The sequence below is a fragment of the Sulfurimonas sp. NWX367 genome (assembly GCF_039667065.1).
Taxonomy (GTDB): domain Bacteria; phylum Campylobacterota; class Campylobacteria; order Campylobacterales; family Sulfurimonadaceae; genus Sulfurimonas; species Sulfurimonas hydrogeniphila.
In genome coordinates, this window is record NZ_JALCZM010000002.1 from 536,149 (window position 1) to 554,226 (window position 18,078).

Below are 18,078 nucleotides of genomic sequence, written 5' to 3' on the forward strand. Positions count from 1 at the left end.
GATGATTATTGCAGCGAATTTGAAAACAAACCTTACAAGAAAAGCGACACACAAATATATGCAAGAGTTGGATTCCTGTGTGCAAAAGAGTTCACAAGAGGTTATAGTTTTTCCTGCAATATCATCCCTTGATGCTTATAAGACGGATATCACTGTAGGTGCCCAAAATGCATATCCTGTTGAAAAAGGAGCTTTCACGGGTGAAATAGGGCTGGAACATCTTGCAGAGTTTGGCATTAAAACTATACTGATAGGGCACAGTGAGCGTCGTCATATTTTGGGTGAGTCCCAAGAATTCATAGCTGAAAAATTTCACTATTTTAAAGAACAGGGTTTTAGGATTATTTATTGCGTAGGCGAGCCGCTTGCTGTGAGAGAGTCTTCAAAAGAGGAGATGCTTGCATATTTATATCAACAATATGAAGGCATTGATACCCAATATGAAAACCTGATTATTGCCTATGAACCTGTTTGGGCCATAGGTACGGGCAAAATACCGACGCTAGAGGATATAGAAGATATTCACTCCGAATTGAAGAAAAAATCATCTGCACCTCTTTTATACGGTGGCAGCGTGAAAGTCAACAATGTTAAAGATATTTTGCAGGTAAAAAATGTTGACGGTGTTTTAGTCGGCAGTGCAGCATTATATGCTGAACATTTTTGTACAATGATAGAGTCGGCAGACGAGTTAGACCACATCTAACCGAAACCCGTACTCCAATTCGGGCTTTGCGTCTTTAAAACTAAAATTTTAATTATAAAGGAAAAAATCGAATGATAATGAAAGGAAAAAAAGGCTTAATAGTAGGTCTGGCAAACAATAAATCCATAGCATACGGCATAGCAAAAGCCTGTGCGGCACAGGGAGCTGAAATGGCTTTTACATATTTGAATGATGCCTTGAAAAAAAGAGTAGAACCTATAGCAAAAGAGTTTGGAAGTGACTGTGTATATGAGTTAGATGTCTCAAATGAAGAGCATATGTCCGGGATTGCTGCTAAAATTGAAAAAGATTTTGGAAAAATCGACTTTTTGGTGCATTCTGTTGCGTTTGCACCAAAAGAGGCACTCTCTGCACCTTTTATGAAAACAACAAAAAGTGCATTTCAGATTGCCATGGATATTTCTGTCTACTCTTTTATTGATTTGACCAATCGCTTGGAATCTGTTTTGTCTGATGATGCTTCCATCTTGACACTTTCCTATCTTGGCGGACCAAAATACATTGTAAATTATAATGTAATGGGCGTGGCAAAAGCAGCCTTGGAGTCGAGTGTACGTTATATGGCAGTTGAACTCGGTGCAAAAGGGCAACGTGTCAATGCTATCTCTGCCGGACCTATCAAAACACTTGCCGCTGCAGGGATAGGTGATTTTAAGCAGATACTGAACTGGAATGAAACAAATGCTCCATTGAAGCGAAATGTAACAATAGACGAAGTCGGCAACTCTGCAATGTATCTGTTGAGCAATCTAAGCTCAGGTGTAACAGGTGAAGTGCATTATGTGGATGCAGGGTACAACATCATGGGTATGGCAGCCGCAGCTACTAACGAAGAAGGCAAAACTGTCTTGGCATGGGATACCAGAAAATAGGATTTCTTAGCTTACATGTAAGTTAATTAAGTTTTTGGAACCCAGATTTCAATCTGGGCTGAGAAGACAACAAAGTTACAGTCGGCATTACAGAAAAAAATTTAGTTTTTCTCACAAGTCATGCTTTAGCATAGAAAGTACCGATTCCGAAAAAACCCGGAACCCGTACTTCAGTGCGGGCTAAACTGAAAAAAAACGGATTATTTCCCTATAACAGGCATATTTCCCAGTTTTTTCACATGAGAATCCTTTTCATCAGAAGGATGTAATTTTGAATATGCTGCCGCTTTGTCAACATACTCTTGAAGTGTAAAGTTCCTTTCCTTGTCCTCTACATATTTTTCTTCCCTGTCGTTGCTGGTATTTGTAGCGTTCATATCTACTTTTTTCATATATTTTTTTTGCACTTTTCTGTCTTCATTTACAGTAGGTGTCCACTCATTTTTGAGCCAACTGTCGAGATTTTTTTGTATTAATCCCGGTTTTGCTTTGCCGTTTGAGTTACTTATCTTATTTAAATCACTGTTTTGTGATGGTGCCACAGGAGCGTCTGTCGCGCATCCACTGAGTAATATAAAGAGTGGTATTGTTAGTGATGTTGTAATTAATTGTTTCATATTGTAATTATATCTTATTTTGTATAATAATTCATCACTTTAATGAAAAGTTAAGAGTTGATTATGCTATACTACCCGTGAAATTTGTAAAAGGATAAGGAGAAAATATGAAATTTACAAAAATGAGTTTGGTGGCAGCGCTGCTAATAGGTTCAAGTGCGTTTGCAATTGAAAACACAAAAATTAGTGGTGATGCTAACTTGTTTTATGAAACAACTGATGCGGGAAGCAATTCTTTTTTTGATAAAGACAACAGTTCAGCAGATGCCTCAATCAACCTAAATGTTACAACTGATTTAGTAAAAAATTCGACTGTGGCAATTAGTGCCGGTGCCGGTTATACAGTACTTACAACATTAGGTTTAGAGCAAAACCTTGTAAGCAGTGTATGGGGTGGTGCACATGGGATTACTCCTAATACATCAAGTCGCGGTGCACATGTAAATACTCCTAACTGGATGAATGAAGCATGGATTGCAGCAACTGCTGGAAAAACTACAGTAAAACTTGGGCGTATGGAATTAGATACACCATTAGCATTTACAGAAACATGGTCTATTGAAAAAAATACTTTTGAAGCGGCTGTAGTTATTAATCAAGATCTTCCAGACACTACGTTAGTAGGTGCATATGTAGGTAACGGAAATGGTACAGAAAGTCTTGGTGGATCATCTTTGGCAGCAGGTCCAATTGCAACAGCACCTTTAGTAAATGAAGGTGGTAAGTTTGATACATATGGTAAATCAGGAGCATATGCTGTTGGTGTTATAAATAATTCATTTAAACCATTAACTGCACAAGCGTGGTACTACAGTGTTACTGCAGTTGCAGATGCTTATTGGTTACAAGCTGATTTAGATGCTAGCGGCTTAGGTGTAGCAGGTCTTACTGTAGGTGCACAATATTCTAATATTAAATCTGTAGCAAGTGGAGCAAAAGCTGATGATGTATATGCTTTACAGGTAGGGTACGAAATGAAAGATCTTTTTGCTGCAAGTTTGTCTTTCTCATCAGTAAACAAAGGTGGTTCAATCGGTTATGCCGGTTTCAATACTGCAACAGCAGCAACAACTGCACAAACAAAACTTTACACAGAAGTATGGTGGAACTATGGACAGGTTACTATGAGTGATACTGATTCAATCCACTTAACAGTTACATCACCTGTACAGGGTTTATTTGATTTAGGTGTTTATTATACAGATGTTAACCATAAAGCAACTGGTAGTCAAGATCTTAAAGAACTTACAGTAACTGCTGGCAAATCATTTGGACCATTAGATGCAACATTAGTATTTATTAATACAGATGCAGCAACAAATGACAATATAGTACAAGCATATTTAACTTTAAACTTCTAGTCTAAACTTTTCTAGCTCCCTTCCGGGAGTTGGTCTTTTCTACTCTTCTTCAAAAACACTAACAAAGATATTTTTTTAACTTATGATATAATATCTTTATGGCAAAAATTAATGAAATAGAATTTGCATATCTGTTTGGCTCCTATGCAAAAAATAATCAAACAGAGAGTAGTGATATAAGACAATACTCTGAATATATACGAAAGGGTTTATAGCAGAGATATGACACTTTTTATGAAAAAAACAGCCTATATCCTTTTTATGTTACTGCTAATCTCAATCATTTCTTTTTTAGCTATTCACGCTGCACCAAACAGTTTTTTTGGAGCGGGAGAATTGAATCCGAATATGACGAAAGAGGCAATAGAAAAACTAAAAGCTGTGTATGGACTGGACAAGTCACTTCTTGAGCAGTATATTTCTTGGGTAAAAAACATTACTATGCTTAATTTTGGCATATCATTTGTAAGTGGTCAGGATGTAAGTTCTGAGATACTCAAACGCCTGCCTGTAACTCTTTGGATGAACAGTATCTCTTTGGTTGTTGTTTTTGTGCTATCTTTATATCTGGGTATCGAAGCAGCACTCTCGTATGAAAAAAAGAGCGACTATATTATTCGTCAAATATCTTTAGTCTCTTTTTCTATGCCCTCATTTTATCTTGCATTGATTTTTATTATTCTTTTTGCCATAAAACTTGAATGGTTTCCTATAGCGGGACTTCATTCGATTGAAGCAAAAGAGGGTTTTGCAAATTATACAGATATGGCATGGCATGTGACTTTGCCAGTGTCGGTAATGATTTTTACAGGCTTGGGAAGTATGATAATTTACATCCGGTCATTGACTCTGGAGATACTCAAAAGTGATTATTACTTTTTTGCACGTGCCCGTGGCTTAGAAAAAAAAGAGCTGTTGCGATATTATATTTTACCAAATTTGATGCCACCTGTTATAACTCTGTTGGGGCTTTCTTTGCCCGGACTCATCGGTGGGAGTGTTATTTTGGAGTCTATTTTCGGTATAGAGGGGATGGGACAGCTTTTTTACATCTCGGCATTATCACGAGACTATCCCATCATTATGGGGATTTTAATGATAACCGCATTGTTGACACTTGTGGGGAATATGTTGGCAGATCTGCTTTTGTTGAAATTAAATCCTTATATGAATAGAACATAAGTAAGCAGGAACAGCCGGCACTAATGCACCGATTCCAAAAATTTTTCTAGTTAAAAAGTGCCTCCAACGCATCAACACTCTCTTTTTTCTCTTCTACGGTACCGTCTTCATTTGTAGTGACAGCATCATTTTCTACAAGTTCTATCTGTAAACCTGTGAGCATTGAAGCCAGACGGATGTTGATACCGCTTTTTCCGATTGCCTTGCTTTTTTGGTCGGTAGGCAGTGTAATGATGGCTTTTTCATTTTCGCCCTCTTCGTTTTTGACAATTTCTACATGAGAGATGATAGCCGGACTCATTGTACGTGATACAAAAAGTTCAGGAATGGTAGTATACTCTATACAGTCAATGTTTTCACCAATCAACTCTTGGCTTACCGCATTGATACGCACACCCTTGACACCGACTGTTGCACCGACAGCATCCACTTGCGGGTGTGTGCTTATAAGAGCGATTTTTGCTCTCTCACCCGGAATACGGGCTGACTTTTCTATGATGACCGAACCCTCTGCAATTTCTGGCACTTCAAGTTCCAAGAGTGCTTCTAAAAATTTTGGACTTGTCCGAGAAAGTTCGATTTGCATCCCGTTTTCTTTGTCCATATTTACACGCCTTACAACCGCTTTTATGTGATCACCCACTTCAAATATTTCGCCTTTTATACGGCTTTTCATTGGTAAAACTGCACGAATTTCATCCACTTCGATGTATGTGTTGTTTTGTGCATCAACACGTGTAACACGACCGCTGACAAGTGTACCTACTTTGGATTTGTATTTGTTATAAATTTCATCTTCCACAAGTCTTTGTATATGGTACTCTATTTCACGGTGAAGTTGTGAAGCGGCTGTTCTGCCATAGTCCTCAAGGTCATGGTCAATTTGGAGTTGATCTCCGATTTCTACTTGATCATCATACTCTTTTGCTTCGGTAAGTGAAATATATGCGGGGGCAATCTCTTCATCCTGGAGTTTTTCATCATTATCAGCAACAACTGTGATTGTCTGAATAATTTTTAAATTTTTTGTATCTTCATCAACATCTGCTTCAAAAGCAAAGTTTTGTCCGATTACACGTTTTGCAGTTTGTACAAAAGCAGTTTTCAGTGCTTCCATTACTTTTTCAGGTTGTAAACCCTTTTCATGACCGATTGCTTCGGCTATATCTAAAATTTTTTCCATAGGTATTTCCTTAGTATTTTTAAGAAATCTGACATTGATAATTGCTATGACGGGGGATTTCTTAATTGAAGTATATAATTGTATCCAAAATCTACTAAAAATAGCTTTAACCCAATTTTTAGTAGATTTTGAGTATAATCCAAAACTTTTATGAGTTATAAAAAGCCGCAATGCGGCGTGGACTTCCTGTCGAAGGAAACCTGTGCGCTGTAAGTGAAGCGAGGAAGTACCCTCGGGGTATTAACGCAGTCAAAGGAATCAAGGTACCCCATGAGGGTATATTTTCTTTGGCATGTAAATAGGGAATAAAAAGGTTCCCTTGAATGTATAGAATAAATTAAAGGAATAAGTAATGGATTTGAAATTTGCAAGAACTGATTTAGAAGCAAAACCGAAAAAAGTTGATTTAGCTAAATTGGATGCAGAAGTAGAAAAAAATGAGAGTATAATATTTTATTTTGACAGAGAAAATTCACATAAAGATTTACTCGAACTGCAAGACCATTACGAAGCAATGGGAAAAAGTTTTTATATGAGTGAAGTAAAGTACGGATTGTCAGACAATGACTACATGTACCAAGTTCACATCATGAGCTAAAGAGCAGTTTATGAGTAAAAAGTTATTTATTGAAACCTTGGGTTGTGCTATGAACTCTCGTGACTCTGAACATATGATAGCACAGTTACGCGAAAAAGAGGGGTATGAAACGACACAGACCCTTGAAGAGGCCGACCTTATTTTGATAAATACCTGTTCTGTGAGAGAGCGTCCTGTTCATAAGCTTTTCTCCGAGCTCGGCGGTTTTAACAAACGAAAAAAACCTTCGGCTAAAATCGGTGTATGCGGATGTACCGCTTCTCATCTCGGTGAAGAGATTATAAAACGGGCACCCTATGTTAATTTTGTTCTGGGTGCAAGAAATGTTTCTAAAATCGGTGAAGTTTTACATAAAGACAAAGCTGTGGAAATAGACATAAATTATGATGAGAGTGAATTTGCTTTTGATGATTTTAGAACATCCCCCTATAAAGCATATATCAACATTTCAATAGGCTGTGACAAGCGGTGTACATTTTGTATTGTTCCAAAAACACGCGGAGATGAAATTTCGATTCCTGATGATTTGATTATAAATGAAGCAAAACGCGCAGTCAGCAACGGTGCAAAAGAAGTATTTTTACTCGGGCAAAATGTCAACAATTACGGGCGCCGTTTTTCATCAAGTGAACATGAAAAGGTAAATTTTACGGAATTATTGCGAAGACTTTCAAAAATAGAGGGCCTGGAACGTATCCGTTTTACTTCACCGCACCCTTTTCATATGGATGATGAATTTATAGAAGAATTTGCCAAAAATCCTAAAATCTGCAAATCTATGCATATGCCACTGCAAAGCGGTTCAAGCAAAGTGCTCAAAGATATGAAACGCGGGTACACAAAAGAGTGGTTCTTAAACCGTGTGCAAAAACTGCGCGCAGAGTGTCCTGATGTAAGTATATCAACAGACATTATAGTAGCCTTTCCCGGTGAGAGTGATGAAGATTTTGCAGATACAATTGATGTGATGAAACAGGTAAAGTTTGATCAGATTTTTTCATTCAAATATTCTCCTCGTCCTGAAACAGAAGCACAGCATTTTACAAATACGGTAGATGAAGAAGTAGCTTCAGAGAGACTTTCGTATCTGCAATCATTGCATAATGAACTTTTAGATGAGATCAATGCAAAGTATTTGGGACAAACTTTTCGTGTTTATTTTGAAAATCTAAATAAAGATAATTTTGTTTCAGGCAGAAGTGATAATAACCTCGTAATCAAAGTCAAAGGGAGCGAAGAGTTGTTAGGAGAGTTTAGAGATGTTAAAATTACTTCTATCGGCAGAACAATTTTAACAGGCGAAGTCGTTGCTTAAGAAGATAAGCCGTTCTCTTGCACTTTACCTCCTTCCCTTTACAGGCTCTTTGCTTATAAAACTACTCTACCTTACAAATAAAAAAGTTTTTCATGCGCCTGCAACACTTGGTGAAGAGAACTTCATAATGGCTTGCTGGCACGGGGAACTTTTGATGATTCCCTATGCCTACTTACACTACAGAAAAACTCCTCATGTAAAACTTATAATTTCAGATCATTTTGATGGCACACTCATCGCAAAAACACTCAGTTATTTTGGTTTTAAAACGATTCGGGGTTCAAGCAGACGCAATGCTGCAAGAGCGCTTTTGCAAGGGATAAAGGCTTTAAAAGAGGGATATGACCTGGGCATTACCCCGGATGGGCCAAAAGGCCCACGGCATGAGGTTGCTGACGGGATCATCGTCATGGCACAAAAAGCAGATGTGAAAATTACCCTTGTAGAGATCAAACCGAGCAGTTACTGGCAGCTGAATTCATGGGATAAGTTTGTAATTCCCAAACCTTTTGGTACAATTACCTATTATATAAGTGATTTGCTGGATATAAAAGGGCTTGAACTTGAAGAGGCCAGAGACTTGATTAAAAAGGGGTTACTCAAACATGAACAATAAATTTTTTTTTCCGGCTTTGGCTGCTCTTTTTTTAGTAATTATGGGTATCTACTTTTTGGTCAATCCCTCTTATGAAAAGTCCATAGAAGCGAAATATTATTATGAGATTGGTGATTATGAAGAAGCCTATAAACGTGCCAATGAGGCCTTCAGCCTAGACATATACAACCGCATGGCTGCAACAATAATGGCACAGTCCAAAACTTCCATAAAGTATAAAAAATACATAGATCAGGCAAAAGAGTATATGACTGAGATTAATCTTATAGCAGCTAAAGAGACCATAAGTGATGCGGACAGAGCCAAAATAAAACTGATGAGTGAGATAATGGTGGATTCTTATAAAAAACTTGCTCCAAGCGTAATTACAGATAAAAAGTTAGTACGTGAAGCAGCAAAATATTATAAAGATTTTGAGAAGCTTCTTGAAAAAGTCAATAGATAAATACAAAAAAGATTTTCTCACCTCCTTGGAAGAGCACAGAGGCTATTCAGATTTAACGATAAAAACCTATGCAGATGTTCTGAGTGAAGCATTCGGATACATAGAGACAGTGGAGGAAAACGGGCATACCGTTTTAAATTTGATGCCTTACAGGATTTTCATCGCTGGTTTAAATGCAAAAACAATCAGTAAAAAATTAAGTGCTGTTCGAAGTTTTGTTGCATTTGTACAAGAACAGGGTTTACATGTAACCTTGCAGGCGGATGAGAGTATAAAGGTCGCAAAGACACTGCCAAAGCCCATCTCTCATGAACATATTTTGGAAGCTTTGCAAAAGTGTGATTTAAAAGAAAAACTGCTGGTGAGTATGTTCTATACTGTGGGGTTGCGTATTTCTGAGCTTGCATCACTGGAACTGGAAAATATTTCGGGTGAATGGATACGGGTTACAGGAAAAGGTAATAAACAAAGAGATATACCGCTTCTCAAATCCACAAGAACACTCATTGATGAATATTTGTCAACTTTTGTGCTAAAAAAATTTCTTTTTGAAAAAAATGGCGAAAGATTAAGCGAAAATAGTCTAAGATATATGATAACTAAAATATTTAAGCGTGTAGCCTTGAAAGTCACACCCCACCAGCTTCGTCACTCTTATGCCTCCTCTTTGTTAAACGGAGGTGCACCGATAGTGGATGTCAGTGAACTGTTGGGACATGCATCCATGGCAACAACGCAGATATATACAAAATTAGGCAGTGCATTGAAACAACAAAATTACAACAAAGCACACCCCTTAGGGGAGAACGAGTGCTGAGCAGATTACTGGAATCTTTTTACCTTAAAGTCCTGGTGAATATTGTTGTCCAAAAAGAGAGTACCCTGGTTCATATAGAATTATATGGAAAAAAAGGAGTAATCGATGAAGTAAACTCTGAATTTCACACAACCTCTCTCACTACACAAATGTATGATTTTATTTCTGAATACACAAAAGAGTCTCCCTACTTTTACATAGCTGTTTTAGATACATCTTTGGTGCAGGGAGCTCTTCCTTCATGTGAAAAAAACAAGTTGGACCATTATTTTGATTTGTCTATGTCAAAATACAAATGCTTTGAGAACAGATGGACTTTTTATACTGCAAAAAATGATATTTATGAGATAGAACGCAAATATGAAGATATTGGTGTTGATATGATATTTTCTCCTTTTGTTCTTTTGGCAAATTTTTTTCAGGATAAAATTAATGGAAATCTTGCAATGTATGTTCTTGTTCAAAACAATGTAATTTCTGTGGCTATTTTTGAACATTCAAATCTTCTTTATGCAGAACATCTGGATATGATTGCATCTGATGAAGCTGAAGATATTACACTTCATGAAGGAATAGATGAAGATATTGATACAAATCTTGATCTGGACCTTGATGAGGGTATTGATTTGGAAGATATAGATGTTGATGAGAATGACTTGGATTCTTTAGATGATTTTGGTGATATTGAAGATCTGGATTCGATTGAGGACATCGATGAGTTTTCCGAAAGTAAAGATGTTGAAGAAGAACTGTTTGAGAGTGAGAATGCGTTGCCTGAAGATGAACAAAATGAATCTTTTAATGAAGACTATCAGCGGTTTACACTCATTCAGTTGGCTGTTTCACACTTTTACAAAGATGAAAAATATGAAAGCAGATTTGTAGAGAATGTCTATATTGCCGATGGTACAGGGGTGACAAACGATTTAAAAAAGTACCTTGAAGAAGAGATGTTCTTTAATGTTTATGTAAGACAGGCTGATCTTGGAGCCGAGTTATGTGAACTCACAAAGCTGGAGCTTGGTTTATGAAATACAGCTATATAAAACCAAGAAAAAAGACGCCTCTGACACCGGAATTGCAAATAGTGTTCACTTTTTTTGCGATGACACTGTTAATGCTTCTTGCAACATATTCGTTCTTGCTTTATAAAGATTATACATTCATACAGGATAAGCAATCAATCATAGAACACAAAAAAGAACTTGAAGCCAGTATCAGTCATATGCAGAATCAAATAAGCTTTATTCAAAAGCAAAAGGCTTTAGCAGAAAAAGTATTTACACAAAATATGGTATTAAAAGATTCTATCGCAAACCTGTTTGACCTGGTGCCGCAACGCATCACGCTTTCGCGGGCACAACTTTTAAAAAACGGTTTGATACTGTATGGTATAACACCAAACAAAGATGTTTATAATTTTATGCTCCAGGCGCCATTACGTTCAATTTTTCATAAAACATACAGCAGCTTTTATCCTGCAAAGAATGGTTGGCTTATGTTTGTATCGACAAACTATATGGATGAATCACAGACAGAGGAGTTAGACAGTGAAAATTAAAATTTCCCGTCACTATTTATATATTTTACTGATATCTGTTTTTCTGTTTCTGTTTGTGCTTGTTTTTTCTTTTGGACTGCTTATTCCTAAAGGAAAAGAGTATCGCCAATCCAGGCTTGAGCTGCGAAAAGAGAATGCAGAGTTGCGTAAATATCAGGATTTTTATGACAAAACCCTCAAAACACTCAAAGATTTACAGAGTAAGAACAGACATATTATAACTGCATTTGATATGACATTTAACCCTGACAGGTTTGAAAAAAAATATAAAACTTTTTTTTCATCCTTACATGTAATGAAAGTGGAGCGCTCAAAAGATGAAGAGGGTTTTGCAACATATGAAGTCAATACAACATCCAAAATCAGTTCACCAAAAAATTTCTATAATTTTTTAGATGCACTCAACAAGGCTGACTGGATTATAGGCGTAAATTTTCCTATAGATTTTAAGCGTGAGGGAGAAATGATAAAGTCATCATTCACAATGAAAGTTTATACCAATAACAAAGATAAAAATTCTACTGCTTCCGGGTCTGTGAGTAAATAGCCCCGTAATTTCGGTTCTACATGTAAAGAACGCATTCTTTCTTTAAAATTTTTTGGCATATTGACGGGTTTTATATAGGGTGCAATCAAAATATACTCTGCCATCATCGTCACCACATACTTTCTGCCTATGACTAAACTGTCTTGAATTTGTAGCAATTTTTTTTCTTCGCCACTCATGAGATGATTGATTGATTTGAGATATTTGTCAATATGATAGATGTCATTTCTTCTTGTAGGTGTTTTTTTAAAGCAGGCGAGTTCATTTATCTTTTGCAAGGAAGTACTCTGTATCAAATCCCTTACATCCGCATCCATGTAGGCAAAACTTTTTTTGATACCCTGTGCATATTTTTGTAAGAGAGGGTTTGTGTAGTTGTGCCGAAAAATGTTGCGTGTATACTTTTCGTCTGCATTACTTGCATCTTCAAAATATCTAATGTTGTTTCCATGCAAATATTCAAGAAGTTCCTCTTTGTTTACATGTAACAGTGGTCTGTAAAGCATATAGCCGTTGCGCTGTGTTTTTTCCTGCATGCCGGCAAGTTCTGCACAACCGGCACCTTTGCAAAACTGCATAAGCATCCATTCAAACCTGTCTCCCAAATGATGGGCTGTGAGGAGGGTGTCGTAACTATTCTGCTGTATAAGAGATTCAAAAAAATCATAACGAATTTGTCTGGCATTGGCTTCAAAATTAGTTGTAATTTTTTGTGCGTGATGGACATTACATGTAAAGCCGTACTCTTTTGCCAAGGCTTTTGCATAGACTACCTCTTCTTTGCTTTGTTCTCTTATTCCGTAATCGACAATGGCAATATCAAATTTGATGTCATTTTCCAAAAGAAGAAAGAGCAGGGCAGTAGAGTCGCCTCCGGCAGAAAATGCCAGCAGGTTTTTTGTTGTTTGTAAGGCCTTTTTAGTCTTGCTTTTGAGCATTGTCTACGGTTGCTGTAAGAATATTTCCGACTAGCTCGGTAATTTTAGCAGGATAAATCTTGCCAAAATCCAAATCTTCATCAAGCGTTCTGTCATTGACATAAATTTCACCGTCAATCTCCGGTGCCCAGATAAGTTCTCTTGCGCTTAAAAGATACTCATGTTCATCACTCTCCCCGTCTATGACGATTTGTGTGGTTTTGCCGACCTCTTTTTGAAGAGATTTTTTTGTGCACTCTGCTGCAATATCACCAAGAATCTGTGCACGCTCGGCTTTGACTTTTTCTGAGATTTTATCTTGCATATCATGGGCTGAAGTCGTCTCTTCGTCAGAATAGGAAAAAACATTGATGCGGTCAAAGCCGAAATTTTGTGCAAAATTACACATCTCATCAAACATTGCCTCTGTTTCATGCGGATGTCCGACGATGAAACTTGTGCGTACAAAAGAGTCTGGCAGGCTTCTCATGTAGTTCAGCAGTTCGAGTGTTTTTTCTTTGCCGAATCCGCGTTTCATAATACGCAGCATCTCATCGTTAATGTGCTGGATAGGCATATCAAAATAGTTGTGAAACACTTTGCTTTTTGCAATATTTTTCAGAAGTTTCATGCTTGTAGTTGAAGGGTAGAGATAGAGAATTCTCGCAGATTTGACACCCTCAATCAGTTCAATTCTCTGAATAAGCAGAGAAAGTCCGTCTTTGATATTTTGGTCACGCAGATAAGAACTTGAATCCTGTGAAACAAAAGAGAAATCCCAATAGCCTTTTTTGACAAGTCCTTCAACTTCCTTGGCGATAGAATCTAAATTACGCGAGTTTAATTTACCTTTAAAAGAGGGAATCGCACAAAAACTGCATGTCTGATTACACCCTTCTGAGAGTTTGATGTAGGCATGGTATGTAGAACCTGTTACAACACGCTCAGCACCGTCAATAAGGTATACTTCATCAGAAAAACGGCTCTTTTTCTCAACCAAAAGCTCATCAATTTTGTCATAATCACCCACACCGGTAAAAATATCAACCTCGGGAATCTGCTCCATCAACTCCTCTTGATAGCGCTCGCTCAGGCAGCCTGCCATCACAAGAAGTGAATCCTCTTTTCGTGCATCATGCAGAGAAAGCACGGTATTGATTGATTCCTCTTTTGCCGCGTCAATAAAACCGCAGGTATTGACAATAATGACATCGGCTTCTTCATTGTTGTCTGTGAGTTCAAAATTTTGTAGTTTTCCCATCATCACTTCTGTATCGACCAGGTTTTTGGTACATCCGAGTGAAACTATGTGGAGTTTGTTGCTCATATCTCTTCTTTGTATTGTTTTTGCTTCATGGCAATTTAAAATTCATTTTCTGAATGGATTTTTTGAAACCCGTCCTTTAATGCCCTCTTGGAACCGGTACTTCAGTGCCGGCTGTTGCAATAGTCTTGCCACTCTCAGCCCGGACTGAAGTCCGCGTTCCAAAAAAGCTGCTTCATTTAAGGCAATAAGATCAAAATTGATTTTAAATTACGATATATTTGTGTAATTATACCGTATAATTAGTCTATGAAAAACTATGATGTAATTATTCTTGGTGCCGGGGCGAGTGGACTGATGTGTGCAGGCAGTCTGAGTAAAAAAATGAGCATTGCTATAATCGAGGGCAATGAAAAAGCTGCCAAGAAACTCAAAATTTCCGGTGGAGGTAAATGTAATATTACCAATGTCAGTGTGCAGATAAATAATTTTGACGGTGAAGAGAGATTACTCTCAGCAGCCTTTAAACGATTCACGAAAGATGATTTATTGGACTTTTTGGACAGAAACAGGGTAGCGTTGGAACTGAGAAAAGGACGCTACTATTTTTGTAAAAACTCTTCGGATGATATTATCAATGTATTGAAAAAAAATGCAAAAAACAGTGAAATTATTTTGAACAACAAAGTGTTACATGTAAGCAAATCAGAAGATTTTTTTACAGTTACGACAGACAAAAACAAATACACGGCAAAAAAAGTTGTTGTAGCCACCGGTGGAAAAAGTTTTCAAACGCTTGGTGCAAGTGATGCAGGGTTGCAAATTGCAAAAAGCTTTGGTATCGGTGTGAAAGAATTTACGCCTGCACTTGTCGGGCTTACACTGCAAAAAGAGCAGTTTTGGATGAAAGAGCTCAGCGGGCTGAGCTGCTATGTACATGTAAAGGTGGCAGATAAAATGCTCAAAGAAGAGATGCTTTTTGCGCATAAAGGCATTAGTGGTCCTGCCATACTTTCTGCTTCACTCTATTGGAAAAAAGGGGAAATAAGCATAGACTTTTTGCCCAATAAAAATATTTTAGATTTGGTGCAAAAGAGTAAAAAACTGGTGAGTTCACTCATCCCCTTGCCAAAAAGACTTGCAAAAGCTCTTTTGTCCGCGATAGATTTTAAAGACAAAGAGTGTACAAAACTGAGCAAACATGACAAAGAGGCATTAAAAACATTGCACAATTATACCTTTGCTCCTGCGGGAAATTTTGGTTTTAGCAAAGCGGAGGTAAGCAGAGGCGGTGTTTTGGCAGATGAGCTTACATATAATGGCTTGGAATCAAAAAAAGTAAAAGGTCTCTATTTTATAGGCGAAGTTGTAGATGTAACGGGCGAACTCGGGGGCTATAATTTTCAGTGGGCATTTTCAAGTGCCTACAGTTGTGCTAAATTTATAAAATAAAAAATTTAAAGTTTCAATTGTTTCATAAAATTATTTGCAATCATTTCACCTCTGGTCTTAAAAATATCTGCGGCTTTTTTTTCATACAGTCTGTCTATTGTTTCAGAAAAAAGTTCCAGCCATCTTTGAAAACTCTCTTTGTTAAGTCCGGGCATATCCAAGTGCGGTGTTATGGGGGTACCGTTATAACTGTTGTCGCCTGTTGTCATCGCTGCCCAAAAGTCTGTCAGAAGATTAAGATGATGCTGCCATTCATCCGAAATCATCTCATCCCCAAGTTTTTCAATAAAAAAATCAGCGATAAGGTCGTCTTTGAGTACACTGCTGTAAAAGCGGTCAACCATAACGCGAATGTTTTTTTTCGTAATAGTTTGGTATTGCATAAAACCTCGTTTGTCTGTTTTGTATAAAATTATATTATATAATAGCAGAGGTTGACTTGATATAAATCAATCAGAAATACATTATAATCTTTGATGTTTCTTTCATTTGGCTATAATTCCATTAATGAAAAAGAAACCAGAATTTAAAGTAGTATCACCCTATGAACCGGCGGGTGATCAACCGACAGCTATAAAAAAACTCTCCGACTCCATACTGAAAGGAAATCGTTACCAGACTCTTGAAGGAGTCACGGGGAGCGGAAAAACCCATACAATGGCACGCGTTATAGAAAATGTAAAAATGCCGACTATCATTATGACACACAATAAAACGCTTGCTGCACAGCTTTACTCAGAATTTCGTCAGTTTTTTCCAAACAATCATGTCGAATATTTTGTTTCTTATTATGATTACTATCAGCCTGAAGCCTACATCCCGCGTCAGGATCTTTTTATAGAAAAAGATTCCGCTATCAATGATGAACTTGAACGTCTTCGACTTTCCGCTACGGCAAACCTGCTTTCGTATGATGATGTTATCGTCATCGCCTCTGTTTCTGCAAACTATGGTTTGGGAGATCCTGAGGAGTACCAAAACATGGTGCAGTCTTTGGCCGTCGGTGATGAAATAGCGCAGAAGAAACTGCTTTTGCGTTTGGTGGAAATGGGATATTCCCGAAATGACAGCTATTTTGACAGCGGGCATATTCGCGTGAACGGAGAAAGCATAGATATCTATCCGCCGTATTTTGAACAAGAAGCAATCCGTGTCGAATTTTTCGGTGATGAAATAGAGGCAATTTATACTTTTGATGTCATAGATAACAAACGTCTCGAAGAGCATAAAAGTGTTACTGTTTATGCGACTTCACAGTTTAGTGTTTCTCAGGAAAAAATGGCTGTAGCTGTCAAACGCATAGAAGAAGAGCTTGATGAACGTTTGGCATATTTTCAAAAAGAGGGAAAATTAGTCGAGTATCAAAGACTCAAACAGCGTGTCGAATTTGACCTGGAGATGTTACAGACAACCGGAATGTGCAAGGGTATTGAAAACTATTCAAGACTTTTGACAAATAAAAAACCGGGAGAAGCCCCTTTTACATTGCTTGACTATTTTGAACAAAACCATAAAGAGTATCTTGTTATCGTAGATGAATCCCATGTTTCTCTGCCGCAATACAGGGGGATGTATGCGGGTGACAGAGCCAGAAAAGAGGTGCTTGTCGATTACGGCTTTCGCCTGCCGTCAGCCCTCGACAACCGTCCGCTAAAGGCAGAAGAGTATATAAACAAAGCGCCGTATTATCTTTTTGTCTCGGCGACGCCTTCTGAATATGAGCTGGAGATGTCGGCAGTCAAAGCGGAACAGATTATCCGTCCGACGGGACTGCTTGACCCTGTTATAGAGATAAAGCCCTCAGACAATCAGGTAGAAGATATACATGATGAGATTAAAAAGACCATTGTCAAAGACGAACGTGTTTTAATTACAGTTTTGACGAAAAAAATGGCAGAAGCTTTGACAAAATATTTGGCGGATTTGGGCATTAAAGTACAGTATATGCACTCAGATATTGACACAATCGAGCGAAACCAAATTATTCGTTCATTGCGCTTGGGTGAGTTTGACGTGCTTATAGGAATCAACCTGTTGCGTGAAGGTCTGGATCTGCCGGAGGTTTCTCTGGTGGCAATTTTGGATGCGGACAAAGAGGGGTTTTTACGAAGTGAAACGGCGCTTGTACAGACTATAGGACGCGGAGCGAGAAATGAAAACGGTCGGGTCATTCTGTATGCAAACAAAATGACAGGCTCCATGCAAAGAGCCATAGACAAAACAAATGCAAGACGGGCAATTCAGGAAGCGTATAACAAGAAGCATGGCATAACGCCAAAAACAACAAAACGGGCCCTGGATGAAAATCTTAAAGTTGAAGATCATGGCGGGCTCTACCAAAAATACAAAAAACAGGATAAAATACCGCCAAGTGAAAGAAAAGCAATGATAAAAGAGCTTTCCTTAAAAATGAAAGAGGCTGCCCGTGAGCTAAATTTTGAAGAAGCGGCACGACTGCGTGATGAAATCACAAAAATTAAAAAACTTTAGATTTGCTTTTTGGAACCTGTATTTCAGTGCGGGCTTTGTGTCTTTCAAGATTCAAGACTGGGTTACAGAAAAATTTAGCAATTTAGAAAGCAAAAAGTAACAAACAAGGAGCAA

19 protein-coding genes are annotated in these 18,078 nt (G+C 37.7%); 14 read left to right on the top strand and 5 right to left on the bottom strand.

The genetic code is table 11. The annotated features are described in order from the left end of the window. The first annotated feature begins 1 nt into the window (after position 1). Positions 2–706, top strand: a complete 705-nt coding sequence (locus MNY28_RS07375; protein WP_346389379.1) for a triose-phosphate isomerase — start codon at positions 2–4, stop codon at positions 704–706. 71 nt (positions 707–777) lie between these two features. Further along, on the top strand, positions 778–1,599 hold the full coding sequence (gene fabI / locus MNY28_RS07380; protein WP_151900958.1) for an enoyl-ACP reductase FabI: 822 nt from the start codon (positions 778–780) through the stop codon (positions 1,597–1,599). Between the two features lie 200 nt (positions 1,600–1,799). Here fabI and MNY28_RS07385 read toward each other — a convergent pair whose 3' ends face one another. Then, entirely contained in the window at positions 1,800–2,216 is a 417-nt protein-coding gene (locus MNY28_RS07385) for a hypothetical protein (protein ID WP_346389380.1), read from the bottom strand. A 107-nt stretch (positions 2,217–2,323) separates the two neighbouring features. Between MNY28_RS07385 and MNY28_RS07390 the strand changes: the two genes are divergently transcribed. Together MNY28_RS07390 and MNY28_RS07395 are read left to right on the top strand one after the other, a co-directional pair. Further along, the gene (locus MNY28_RS07390) at positions 2,324–3,577 is read left to right on the top strand and encodes a hypothetical protein (protein WP_346389381.1); all 1,254 of its coding nucleotides are present in this window, start codon (positions 2,324–2,326) and stop codon (positions 3,575–3,577) included. Positions 3,578–3,799: 222 nt separating this feature from the next. Next, a complete protein-coding gene (locus tag MNY28_RS07395; RefSeq protein ID WP_346389382.1) occupies positions 3,800–4,759 on the top strand; it encodes an ABC transporter permease in 960 nt (319 codons plus the stop codon). Positions 4,760–4,805: 46 nt separating this feature from the next. Here the strand turns inward: MNY28_RS07395 and nusA are convergent, their stop codons facing one another. Beyond that, on the bottom strand, positions 4,806–5,942 hold the full coding sequence (nusA, locus tag MNY28_RS07400) for a transcription termination factor NusA (protein WP_346389383.1): 1,137 nt from the start codon (positions 5,940–5,942) through the stop codon (positions 4,806–4,808). A gap of 352 nt (positions 5,943–6,294) precedes the next feature. Between nusA and MNY28_RS07405 the strand changes: the two genes are divergently transcribed. Genes MNY28_RS07405 through MNY28_RS07440 form a run of 8 tightly spaced genes read left to right on the top strand, consistent with a single transcriptional unit; the run spans position 6,295 to position 11,841 of the window. Then, the gene (locus tag MNY28_RS07405; RefSeq protein WP_151900953.1) at positions 6,295–6,540 is read left to right on the top strand and encodes an HP0268 family nuclease; all 246 of its coding nucleotides are present in this window, start codon (positions 6,295–6,297) and stop codon (positions 6,538–6,540) included. A 10-nt stretch (positions 6,541–6,550) separates the two neighbouring features. After that, the gene (gene miaB, locus MNY28_RS07410) at positions 6,551–7,855 is read left to right on the top strand and encodes a tRNA (N6-isopentenyl adenosine(37)-C2)-methylthiotransferase MiaB (protein ID WP_151900952.1); all 1,305 of its coding nucleotides are present in this window, start codon (positions 6,551–6,553) and stop codon (positions 7,853–7,855) included. Next, positions 7,848–8,471, top strand: a complete 624-nt coding sequence (locus MNY28_RS07415) for a lysophospholipid acyltransferase family protein (RefSeq protein WP_346389384.1) — start codon at positions 7,848–7,850, stop codon at positions 8,469–8,471. The genes miaB and MNY28_RS07415 overlap by 8 nt, the downstream gene beginning before the upstream one ends. Next, the gene (locus MNY28_RS07420) at positions 8,461–8,916 is read left to right on the top strand and encodes a hypothetical protein (protein ID WP_346389385.1); all 456 of its coding nucleotides are present in this window, start codon (positions 8,461–8,463) and stop codon (positions 8,914–8,916) included. The genes MNY28_RS07415 and MNY28_RS07420 overlap by 11 nt, the downstream gene beginning before the upstream one ends. Continuing rightward, positions 8,897–9,733: a tyrosine-type recombinase/integrase gene (locus MNY28_RS07425; protein WP_151900949.1), complete on the top strand. Its 837-nt coding sequence runs from the start codon at positions 8,897–8,899 to the stop codon at positions 9,731–9,733. Before MNY28_RS07420 ends, MNY28_RS07425 begins: the two co-directional genes overlap by 20 nt. Next, entirely contained in the window at positions 9,727–10,764 is a 1,038-nt protein-coding gene (locus MNY28_RS07430) for a hypothetical protein (RefSeq protein ID WP_346389386.1), read from the top strand. Before MNY28_RS07425 ends, MNY28_RS07430 begins: the two co-directional genes overlap by 7 nt. Next, positions 10,761–11,294, top strand: a complete 534-nt coding sequence (locus MNY28_RS07435; RefSeq protein ID WP_151900947.1) for a hypothetical protein — start codon at positions 10,761–10,763, stop codon at positions 11,292–11,294. Before MNY28_RS07430 ends, MNY28_RS07435 begins: the two co-directional genes overlap by 4 nt. After that, positions 11,284–11,841, top strand: coding sequence for a hypothetical protein (locus MNY28_RS07440; protein WP_346389387.1), 558 nt, complete (start codon positions 11,284–11,286; stop codon positions 11,839–11,841). The genes MNY28_RS07435 and MNY28_RS07440 overlap by 11 nt, the downstream gene beginning before the upstream one ends. On the opposite strand, the gene tilS is transcribed toward MNY28_RS07440, so the two are convergent. Continuing rightward, complete coding sequence (tilS, locus tag MNY28_RS07445) at positions 11,787–12,779, bottom strand: tRNA lysidine(34) synthetase TilS (protein WP_346389388.1); 993 nt, start codon at positions 12,777–12,779, stop codon at positions 11,787–11,789. The two genes, MNY28_RS07440 and tilS, sit on opposite strands and share 55 nt — an antisense overlap. Then, entirely contained in the window at positions 12,760–14,085 is a 1,326-nt protein-coding gene (gene rimO, locus MNY28_RS07450; RefSeq protein WP_346389389.1) for a 30S ribosomal protein S12 methylthiotransferase RimO, read from the bottom strand. Before rimO ends, tilS begins: the two co-directional genes overlap by 20 nt. Before the next feature lie 246 nt (positions 14,086–14,331). Here rimO and MNY28_RS07455 point away from each other — a divergent pair, with 246 nt between their 5' ends. Then, positions 14,332–15,474, top strand: coding sequence for an aminoacetone oxidase family FAD-binding enzyme (locus MNY28_RS07455; RefSeq protein WP_346389390.1), 1,143 nt, complete (start codon positions 14,332–14,334; stop codon positions 15,472–15,474). 5 nt (positions 15,475–15,479) lie between these two features. Here MNY28_RS07455 and MNY28_RS07460 read toward each other — a convergent pair whose 3' ends face one another. Further along, positions 15,480–15,857 carry a group III truncated hemoglobin gene (locus MNY28_RS07460; RefSeq protein ID WP_346389391.1) on the bottom strand — a complete coding sequence of 126 codons (378 nt, stop codon included), beginning with the start codon at positions 15,855–15,857 and terminating at the stop codon, positions 15,480–15,482. Between the two features lie 124 nt (positions 15,858–15,981). On the opposite strand from MNY28_RS07460, the gene uvrB reads away from it, so the two are divergent. Continuing rightward, entirely contained in the window at positions 15,982–17,964 is a 1,983-nt protein-coding gene (gene uvrB / locus MNY28_RS07465) for an excinuclease ABC subunit UvrB (RefSeq protein WP_151900943.1), read from the top strand. Positions 17,965–18,078: the final 114 nt, after the last annotated feature.

Excerpts from the sequence above, each read along its gene's own strand:
- MNY28_RS07375 (WP_346389379.1), top strand. The coding sequence starts at position 2 with ATGATTATTGCAGCGAATTTGAAAACAAACCTTACAAGAAAAGCGACA.
- fabI (WP_151900958.1), top strand. The coding sequence starts at position 778 with ATGATAATGAAAGGAAAAAAAGGCTTAATAGTAGGTCTGGCAAACAAT.
- MNY28_RS07385 (WP_346389380.1), bottom strand. The coding sequence starts at position 2,216 with ATGAAACAATTAATTACAACATCACTAACAATACCACTCTTTATATTA.
- MNY28_RS07390 (WP_346389381.1), top strand. The coding sequence starts at position 2,324 with ATGAAATTTACAAAAATGAGTTTGGTGGCAGCGCTGCTAATAGGTTCA.
- MNY28_RS07395 (WP_346389382.1), top strand. The coding sequence starts at position 3,800 with ATGACACTTTTTATGAAAAAAACAGCCTATATCCTTTTTATGTTACTG.
- nusA (WP_346389383.1), bottom strand. The coding sequence starts at position 5,942 with ATGGAAAAAATTTTAGATATAGCCGAAGCAATCGGTCATGAAAAGGGT.
- MNY28_RS07405 (WP_151900953.1), top strand. The coding sequence starts at position 6,295 with ATGGATTTGAAATTTGCAAGAACTGATTTAGAAGCAAAACCGAAAAAA.
- miaB (WP_151900952.1), top strand. The coding sequence starts at position 6,551 with ATGAGTAAAAAGTTATTTATTGAAACCTTGGGTTGTGCTATGAACTCT.
- MNY28_RS07420 (WP_346389385.1), top strand. The coding sequence starts at position 8,461 with ATGAACAATAAATTTTTTTTTCCGGCTTTGGCTGCTCTTTTTTTAGTA.
- MNY28_RS07435 (WP_151900947.1), top strand. The coding sequence starts at position 10,761 with ATGAAATACAGCTATATAAAACCAAGAAAAAAGACGCCTCTGACACCG.
- tilS (WP_346389388.1), bottom strand. The coding sequence starts at position 12,779 with ATGCTCAAAAGCAAGACTAAAAAGGCCTTACAAACAACAAAAAACCTG.
- rimO (WP_346389389.1), bottom strand. The coding sequence starts at position 14,085 with ATGAGCAACAAACTCCACATAGTTTCACTCGGATGTACCAAAAACCTG.
- MNY28_RS07455 (WP_346389390.1), top strand. The coding sequence starts at position 14,332 with ATGAAAAACTATGATGTAATTATTCTTGGTGCCGGGGCGAGTGGACTG.
- MNY28_RS07460 (WP_346389391.1), bottom strand. The coding sequence starts at position 15,857 with ATGCAATACCAAACTATTACGAAAAAAAACATTCGCGTTATGGTTGAC.
- uvrB (WP_151900943.1), top strand. The coding sequence starts at position 15,982 with ATGAAAAAGAAACCAGAATTTAAAGTAGTATCACCCTATGAACCGGCG.